Source organism: Pseudomonas sp. PS01303 (assembly GCF_029959385.1).
In the GTDB taxonomy this organism is placed as follows: domain Bacteria; phylum Pseudomonadota; class Gammaproteobacteria; order Pseudomonadales; family Pseudomonadaceae; genus Aquipseudomonas; species Aquipseudomonas rustica.
Genome location: NZ_JASCPK010000199.1, coordinates 1 through 8,447, shown reverse-complemented (window position 1 = coordinate 8,447; position 8,447 = coordinate 1). Strand labels below are relative to the sequence as shown.

At 59.5% G+C, this 8,447-nt stretch carries 8 protein-coding genes; 4 read left to right on the top strand and 4 right to left on the bottom strand.

Annotation, left to right across the window (positions count from 1 at the left end):
• Nucleotides 1-111: 111 nt before the first annotated feature.
• From QMX93_RS28445 to QMX93_RS28435, 3 genes are all read right to left on the bottom strand, one after another.
• Entirely contained in the window at nucleotides 112-2,574 is a 2,463-nt protein-coding gene (locus QMX93_RS28445) for a PAS domain-containing protein (protein WP_282358864.1), read from the bottom strand.
• A gap of 253 nt (nucleotides 2,575-2,827) precedes the next feature.
• The gene (locus QMX93_RS28440) at nucleotides 2,828-3,949 is read right to left on the bottom strand and encodes an alkene reductase (protein ID WP_282358862.1); all 1,122 of its coding nucleotides are present in this window, start codon (nucleotides 3,947-3,949) and stop codon (nucleotides 2,828-2,830) included.
• A 95-nt stretch (nucleotides 3,950-4,044) separates the two neighbouring features.
• The gene (locus tag QMX93_RS28435; RefSeq protein WP_282358860.1) at nucleotides 4,045-4,722 is read right to left on the bottom strand and encodes a type 1 glutamine amidotransferase domain-containing protein; all 678 of its coding nucleotides are present in this window, start codon (nucleotides 4,720-4,722) and stop codon (nucleotides 4,045-4,047) included.
• A gap of 209 nt (nucleotides 4,723-4,931) precedes the next feature.
• Between QMX93_RS28435 and QMX93_RS28430 the strand changes: the two genes are divergently transcribed.
• The 3 genes from QMX93_RS28430 to QMX93_RS28420 all read left to right on the top strand — a co-directional run bounded on the left by QMX93_RS28430 (nucleotide 4,932) and on the right by QMX93_RS28420 (nucleotide 6,055).
• Nucleotides 4,932-5,516 carry a TetR/AcrR family transcriptional regulator gene (locus QMX93_RS28430; protein ID WP_282358858.1) on the top strand — a complete coding sequence of 195 codons (585 nt, stop codon included), beginning with the start codon at nucleotides 4,932-4,934 and terminating at the stop codon, nucleotides 5,514-5,516.
• 109 nt (nucleotides 5,517-5,625) lie between these two features.
• Complete coding sequence (locus QMX93_RS28425; protein ID WP_053119506.1) at nucleotides 5,626-5,826, top strand: hypothetical protein; 201 nt, start codon at nucleotides 5,626-5,628, stop codon at nucleotides 5,824-5,826.
• Nucleotides 5,827-5,836: 10 nt separating this feature from the next.
• Nucleotides 5,837-6,055 carry a DUF2945 domain-containing protein gene (locus QMX93_RS28420; RefSeq protein WP_282358856.1) on the top strand — a complete coding sequence of 73 codons (219 nt, stop codon included), beginning with the start codon at nucleotides 5,837-5,839 and terminating at the stop codon, nucleotides 6,053-6,055.
• 146 nt (nucleotides 6,056-6,201) lie between these two features.
• Here QMX93_RS28420 and QMX93_RS28415 read toward each other — a convergent pair whose 3' ends face one another.
• Entirely contained in the window at nucleotides 6,202-7,251 is a 1,050-nt protein-coding gene (locus QMX93_RS28415) for an NAD(P)-dependent alcohol dehydrogenase (protein ID WP_282358854.1), read from the bottom strand.
• A 191-nt stretch (nucleotides 7,252-7,442) separates the two neighbouring features.
• Here QMX93_RS28415 and QMX93_RS28410 point away from each other — a divergent pair, with 191 nt between their 5' ends.
• A complete protein-coding gene (locus QMX93_RS28410) occupies nucleotides 7,443-8,372 on the top strand; it encodes a Gfo/Idh/MocA family oxidoreductase (RefSeq protein ID WP_282358853.1) in 930 nt (309 codons plus the stop codon).
• Nucleotides 8,373-8,447: the final 75 nt, after the last annotated feature.

The window sequence follows — 8,447 nt, the reverse complement described above, 5'->3', positions numbered from 1 at the left end:
GATTTATCCCCGTTGGGCTGCGCAGCAGGCCCCTGCTTTTTCAGTTTAGAAGCGGGGGCCGCTGCGCAGCCCAACGGGGATAAATCCCCTCGCCACAGTTACGGCATCATCCTATTCACCGGTGGTCGCCATCAGGCCACTGACCCGCGATATCAGCGTCTCAATAGCAAACGGCTTGGTCAGCACCTGCATCCCCGGGCCGAGCTGGCCGTTGCCGATCACCGAATGTTCTGCATAACCGGTAATGAACAAGGTCTTCAACTGCGGGCGGATTTCCCGACCGGCATCGGCCATTTGCCGGCCGTTCATGCCGCCCGGCAAACCGACGTCGGTGACCAGCAAATCGATGCGCGCATTGGAGCGCAGTGCCGCCAGCCCTTCAACGCTGTCGGCGGCGACGAGCACGTCATAGCCGAGGTCGCACAGCACGTCCGCCAGCAGCAGGCGCACCGTGGGTTCGTCATCGACAATCAAAATCGTCTCGCCCACAGCGGTCACCGCAATCGATGTGCTTTGCGTGTCGTCGTGATTTTGCGGCGCCTGGCCGTGATAGCGGGGCAGGTAGATCGACATCGTGGTGCCTTGGCCCACTTGCGAATGGGCGCGCACCTGGCCACCCGATTGCTTGGTGAAACCGTAAATCATCGACAATCCAAGTCCGGTGCCCTGGCCCAAAGGCTTGGTGGTGAAAAACGGGTCAAAGGCTTTGGCGATGATTTCGGCGGACATCCCGGTGCCCGTGTCGGCCACACTCAGGCAAAGGTACTGCCCGGCGGGCATCTCCAACGCCTGAGCAGATTCGTCATCCAATGTTCGATTGGCTGTTTGCACGGTGATGCGTCCGCCATCGGGCATCGCATCACGGGCGTTAATGCATAAATTCAACAGTGCATTTTCCAGCTGACTCCCATCGACCAACGCTGGCCAGAGGTCGCTCGCGCCTTCGGTTTTCAGCAGGATGCTCGGGCCGACGGTGCGCTGGATCAATTCAGTCATGCCGACAATCAAGGTATTGACGTCGGTTGGCCGTGGATCGAGTGTTTGCCTTCTGGAGAACGCCAGCAGGCGATGGGTCAGAGCAGCCGCACGTTTGGTGGCGCCCTGCGCCGTGACCATGTACTTGTCGACGTCCTCCAGGCGACCTTGGGCGATGCGTCTTTCCATCAGCTCAAGCGCTGCGGAAATGCCGGCCAGCAGGTTATTGAAATCATGCGCCAGCCCACCAGTAAGTTGCCCGACGGCTTCCATTTTTTGCGATTGGCGCAACTTCTCTTCGGCCTGCATGAGGTCAGCCGTGCGCGCCGTCACCCGTTGCTCCAAAGTGTCATTCAGCGCACGCAATGCCGAAATCGCGCGGTCTCGGTCAGCCTCGACATTGCGCCGGTCTTCGACATCAATGAGTACGCCGGGAAAGCGCAACGGGGAACCATCATCGTCACATTCGACGCGTCCGTTGGCTTCAATCCAAGTGTATTTGCCATCCGCACCGCACACGCGATATTGGTGGGAATAGGGGCCGCCACGGGCGATGACTTCGTTGATCGCGCGGGTGAGTCCGTCCCTGTCATCGGGGTGCACGGTTTGCACCACTTGCTCCAGACTCAAACCGTCGCGACCCAGCGTCGGATCAAGGTTGAACACCCGGGCAAAGGCTTCATCGACGGTGAAGCGATCAGTCGGCAGATGCCAGTGCCAAGTGCCGATAATTGCACCGGCGGCGAGGGCCAGTTGCACACGCTCGACGTTCTCACGCGCCACGGCCTCGCTGACCCGCAGACGCTCCTCGGCGTCGCGACGCGCGGTCACGTCGCTGAAAAAAATCGCAATCTGTCGATCGGCAGGATCGCCAACGCGCACGGCGCGCACATCAAACCAGCGCTCAAAGGTATTCGCGTAATTCTCGAAATTCGCCGGCTCGCCGGTTTTGGCGACATGCCCATAAGTCTCGAACCAAAAACTCTCCAGATTGGGCGCAAACTCGGTGACCCATTTACCCCGCAAGTTGACCCCGGCCTGCCGTTCGAACGCCGGGTTGGCCTCGACGAAGCAGTAATCCACCGGGCGATCATCCGCATCGAATTTGACTTTGACGATGGCGAACGCCGCTTCAATGGTTTCCAGAATCGTGCGGAAGCGTTCTTCGCTGAGGCGCAAGGCGTTTTCGGCATGACGTGAGCGCGTCAGGTCGAGCATGGCGCCGATCATGCGTACGGCGCGACCGTCGGCATCGCGCATCAGATACCCGCGATCGACGACCTCGGCGTAGGAGCCGTCTTCGCAGCGAAACCGGTATTCCGCGCTCCAGTCGATAGACGTGCCATCAATGACGGCACGGATCGACGCCTCGACGCGCGGCCGATCCTGCGGATGAATCCGTGCAAAACACCAGTCACTATTGGTCTTGGTGGCGGTTGCCGTGTAGCCGTAAGCCTTTTGCAGGGCTTCGTTCCAGGTGATCCGGTCAGCGGTCAGATCCCAATCCCAGATCGCATCGCTGGTCGCCTTGACGGCCAATCGATAGCGCTCCTTGGTTTCGGCAACCGCACGGCTCGCCAAATGCAATTGATCAGCCAGATCCTGCGCGCTGTCCTGCTTGGCGGCTCCGGCGTTGCCCAACGCCAGACGCAGCCGCGTGACCTCGGCCTCAAGCTCCTCGCGAGTAAGATGTTCCAGGATGTCACCCTTCGTGCGTTATTGGTTTTGGGGTCTGACTGCCATTGCTCGCGCAGGCGCATCACTCATTGACACGATTGACCTGCCGCACAGAGGTTAAGTTGCACCGGGAAAGAAGGGCAATCCCCGGTGCATTGTTCGATGCTGGCCGCCGTCAGCCGTGCACGGGGTAATCGGTATACCCTTCGCCGTTGCCGCCATACACGGTGGCCGGGTTCAGCGCATTGAGTGGCCAGTCATTGGCGATACGCGCGGGCAGATCCGGGTTGGCCATGAACGGGCGTCCGAAGGCGACAAAATCAGCCAGTCCGGATTCGAGCAAGCGGGCCCCGGATTCAGCGTTATAGCGTCCGGCATAAATGATTGCGCCGCTGAAGGTCTCGCGCACGGCCTGACGAAATGACAACGGCATTGCCGGCGCATCGTCCCAATCGGCTTCGGCGATGGACAGGTAGGCGATGCCGACGTCTTGCAAAACTTTGATCGCTTCGATGTAAGTGGTGTGTGGATCTTCCTCGACCATGCCCAGGTAAGTCCGCGCTTCATCGGTGGTGGTGAACAACGGCGCAAAACGTACACCGACTTTTTCCTTGCCGATGCACTCGGCGACGCCCGCCACCACTTCACGCAAAAAGCGCAGGCGATTGTGCAGCGAACCGCCGTACTGATCGTCGCGAAGATTGCTGTGCGCGGAGATGAACTGGTTGACCAGATAACCGTTGGCGCAATGCAGTTCGATGCCGTCAAAACCGGCGTCCATCGCATTGCGCGCGGCTTGAATGTACAGCTGAATCAATTCCTGAACTTCATCGGTGCTCAATGCACGCGGGGCCGACGGGGCGACCAGTTCACCCACGCCCGGCGCGGTTTCGATGAACACGCTGACTCGCTCGGTGGCGACTGCCGAGGCCGATACCGGCGCTGCGCCATTCGGTTGCAGTGCAGTGTGGGAGACGCGGCCGACATGCCACAGTTGCGCGAAAATCACACCGTCAACGGCGTGCACCGCTTCCGTGACTTTGCGCCATCCAGCGATTTGCTCCGGGGTATGAATGCCGGGTGTCCAGGCGTAACCCTGACCGCGTGGTTCGATCTGCGTGCCTTCGGTCACCAGCAGACCGGCGCCGGCCCGTTGCTGGTAATACTCGGCCATCAATTCATTGGCAATATTGTCCGGTTGCGTGCTGCGCTGGCGGGTGAGGGGCGGCAGGACGATACGGTTTTTCAGGGTGTGCAGGCCGAGCGTCGCGGGTTGGAAATAAGGGCTGTTGTGCATGGAGGTACCTTGTTCGACTGGTCTTATTAGACCAGTCGACTATTTCGAGGATAAAAATAAAACCGCGTAGCACGGTGATGAGGTTGAGCGATGAATCAGCCGAGCATTTTCAACAGTTTCTCGGCGACAGCGGCAGAGCTGGCGGGATTCTGGCCGGTGACCAATTGGCCGTCCGCAACCACATGCACCTGCCAGTCAGCGACTTTGGAGTAACGCCCGCCGAGACGCTGAAACTCGTCTTCGATCAGGAACGGCACCACGTCGGTCAGTCCGACGGCGGCTTCTTCCGAATTGGTGAAACCGGTCACCTGGCGATGCTGAATCAGCGGTTTGCCTGCAGCGTCGACGACGTGACGCAACACGCCCGGCGCATGGCAGACAAAGCCGTGGGGCTTGTTGCTGCGGGCAAAGGCTTCGATCAACGCGATCGAGTGCGAGTCTTCGGCCAGATCCCACAGCGGGCCATGGCCGCCGGGATAAAACACAGCATCGAAATCCTCTGCGCTGACCTCAGCCAGAAGCCCGGTGCTGGCCAGTGCCTGCTGCGCTGCCGGGTCGTTGCGAAAGCGATCGGTCTCGGCAGTCTGCGCGCCGGGCTCATCGCTTTTCGGATCGAGCGGCGGCTGGCCACCGGCCGGCGACACCAAAGTGATCTGCGCACCGGCATCCTTGAAGGCGTAGTAGGGCGCGGCAAACTCTTCGAGCCAGAAGCCGGTTTTACGGCCGGTGTTGCCGAGCTGATCGTGGGAAGTCAAAACCATCAGAATTTTCATAGAGCACCCTGGTTTGATCTGTGACGTCGTGGCGCAAAGGATTCGCGTCACGCTGATACCCGCAAATGCGGTTGACGGGGCGCAGCATAGTTTCCAATTAGACCAGTCGTCTAGTAATTTTTTCTCAACAGGTTTTTACTCGGCAGGTATGGCAAACTCGCCATCCTCTGAAATAAACGACTGGTCTATTGCCTGGTAATCTGCGCCCCATGAAACCGACCTACGACGACACCCGCCAGCACTTGCTCGACACCGGCCACCGGATGATGGCCGAGAAGGGCTTCACCAGTGTCGGCCTTAACGAAATCCTGCAAACCGCTGGCGTGCCCAAGGGCTCGTTCTATCACTACTTCAAATCCAAAGAGCTTTACGGCCAGGCCTTGCTCGAGGATTACTTCGTCGGTTATCTGGCCGACATGGAGCGGCGCCTGACCCTGCCGGGGCTGACCGCCTATGAACGGCTGATGGATTACTGGCAGGGCTGGCAAGACCGCTGCACCCTCGAAGGCCATGGCGATGAGTGCCTGGTGGTAAAACTCAGCGCCGAAGTTTCCGACCTCTCCGAATCGATGCGCCTGACCCTGCGCGACGGCGCCGAGCAAGTGGTCTCGCGCATCACGCTGTGCATCGAGCAAGGCCAGGCCGAAAAGACCCTGCCGACCGGTGATGCCCGGCATCTGGCGGAAACCCTGTATCAGCTGTGGCTGGGCGCCAGTTTGCTGAACAAACTGCAGCGTACGGGGCAGTCGCTGAACACCTCGATGGCAATGACCAAAGCACTGTTGGCCAGCTAATTTGCTGGTGAGCACGTGCACCGTTCGTCCAGTACCCGGCACTTGCGCGGTGCCGTTGTCTCTCACCTTTAAGCGCGGATTTTCCGTGCGGCCGAGCGGAGAGCCAGTCATGGACATCGATGAAAATGCACCGGGTAACAAGTCGCAGCAAGACGTGACGCGCACGACGGACAATGAAACGGGACATGATCCAAAACGCGATCAACCGGAGGTTCCGTTGCCTGCCGATGATGAGTCACCGCTCGACGAGGACATGACGGATGTGGACGCCGCCAACTCGGTATCGAGTGAGCATCCGCCAGCGCAGTGAGGGGATTGCCATGAGCACGTCATTCAAGGTCGGCGACGCGGTGCGCTGGAACAGCGAGGCCGGCGAGATTCGCGGCACGGTGGTCAAAGTGCATACGCGGGATGTCGAGTTCATGGGAAGGCATCGACCGGCATCAAAGGACGAGCCGCAATACGAAGTGAAAAGTGCCAAGACCGGGCATCTGGCGATGCATCATGCGGCGGCATTGCACCCCGTCAAAGCTGAGTAAACACTAACCTGTGGCGAGGGGATTTATCCCCGTTGGGGCGCGAAGCGGCCCTCGCTTTTAAGCTTCAAAAGGCAGGGACTGCTTCGCAGCCCATCGGGGATAAATCCCCTCACCACAGGTTTTGTGATCATCAGTGATGAAGTGGGTTAACCCGCCAACGTCGCGTTATCGATCACAAACCGATACTTCACATCACCCCTGAGCATCCGCTCATACGACGCATTGATCTGATCCGCGCGGATCAATTCGATATCCGAAACGATGCCGTGTTCGGCACAGAAATCCAGCATCTCCTGAGTTTCAGCAATACCGCCAATCATCGAACCCGCAATCGTGCGGCGCTTCATGATCAGATTGAACACGTTCGGCGCTGGGTGCGACGTGGCCGGCGCGCCGACCAGGGTCAAGGCACCGTCACGTTTGAGCAGCACCAGAAAAGCATCGAGATCATGCGGCGCCGCGACAGTGTTGAGGATCAAATCGAAACTCTTCGCGTGCGCAGCCATTTCCTCAGGATTGCGCGACACCACCACTTCATCGGCACCCAGCGCCAACGCCGCTTCGCGCTTGGATTCCGAAGTAGTGAACGCCACAACGTGCGCGCCCAAGGCATGCGCCAATTTGATGCCCATGTGGCCAAGACCACCGATGCCAACCACGCCGACCTTCTTGCCCGGCCCGGCGTTCCAGTGGCGCAGCGGTGAATAAGTGGTGATGCCCGCACACAGCAGCGGCGCGACGGCGGCCAATTGCGCTTCGGGATGGCGGATGCGCAACACGTAGCGTTCATGCACGACGATGTTTTGCGCGTAACCGCCCATCGTCCAGCCCGGTGCGTCCGGGGTCGGGAAGTTGTAGGTGCCGATCATGCCGTCGCAGTAGTTTTCCAGCCCGGACTCACAGTCATCGCAGTGTTTGCAGCTGTCGACGATGCAACCGACGCCGACCAGATCGCCCACCTTGTAATCGCCGACATGCGCGCCCACCGCCGACACACGACCGACAATTTCATGTCCCGGCACGCAAGGGAATTGCGTGCCGGCCCATTCCGCGCGCACCTGGTGCAGGTCTGAATGGCAGATGCCGCAGAAGGCGATATCGATCTGCACATCATGGGCCGCCGGGGCGCGGCGGTTGATCTGCATTGGCTCAAGGGGTTTGTCGCCAGCGTGGGCGCCGTAGGCTTGTACAAGCATGGGAACATCCTCAATCGGTTTGTCGTGGTGACATTCTTCGCTTTTCGCTGGGCCGGGAAGTAGTGCATTCCTGTGCGATCCTTGCCTGATCCTGTGCGCCGTTGTGACTTTGCGGTGACAGACGCTCGCGGCGTTTGCGGGTAATCTGCCGGTTCGCTGCATAAAACAAAAAACTCAAGCAGGAGTCATTGATGCAACCAATCCGTCTCGGTCTGGTGGGCTACGGCAAGATTGCTCAGGATCAACACGTCCCGGCGATCAACGCCAACCGCGCATTCCAGTTGGTGTCCGTCGCCACCCAAGGCAAACCTTGCGCCGGCGTAGAGAATTTTCAGTCGCTGAGCGAGTTGCTCGAAAACGGCCCGCCGGTCGATGCAATTGCCTTCTGCACACCGCCGCAAGGTCGCTTCGCCCTGGTGCAGCAAGCGTTGGCGGCGGGCAAACATGTGCTGGTGGAAAAACCGCCGTGCGCAACGTTGGGCGAGGCCATGGCCTTGGTCGATCAGGCAAAAGAGCAGGGCGTCAGTGCGCTGTTCGCCTGGCATTCACGCTATGCGCCGGGCATCGAAATCGCCCGTGACTGGCTTGCCACGCGCACTTTGCAAAGCGTGCAGATCGACTGGAAAGAAGACGTGCGCAAGTGGCACCCCGGCCAGACGTGGATCTGGCAACCCGGCGGCCTCGGCGTATTCGATCCGGGCATCAATGCCTTGTCGATCGTCACTCACCTTTTGGCGCTGCCGCTGTTTGTTGAATCCGCCGAACTGCGCGTGCCGGAAAACTGTCAATCGCCGATTGCCGCTTCGATCAAAATGTCGGATGCGCAGCAGCTCGATGTGCGAGCGGAGTTTGATTTTGATCATGGGCACGATGAGTTGTGGAGTATTGAGGTTCGTTGCAAGGAAGGCGTGCTGCGACTGGATAACGGTGGGGCGCTGTTGAGTATTGATGGCGTGCGTCAGGCCGTATCGGATGAGGGCGAGTACGCGGCGGTGTATCGGCATTTTCAGCAGTTGATTGCCGAGAAGGGCAGTGATCTGGATTTGCAGCCGTTGCGGTTGGTGGCGGACAGTTTCTTTGTCGGTAGCCGGGTATCGGTCGCCCCTTTCTACGACGTCTGAACACAAAATCGTGTAGGAGCTGCGGCACGCTGCGATCTTTTGATCTTAAAAAATCAAGATCAAAAGATCGCAGCG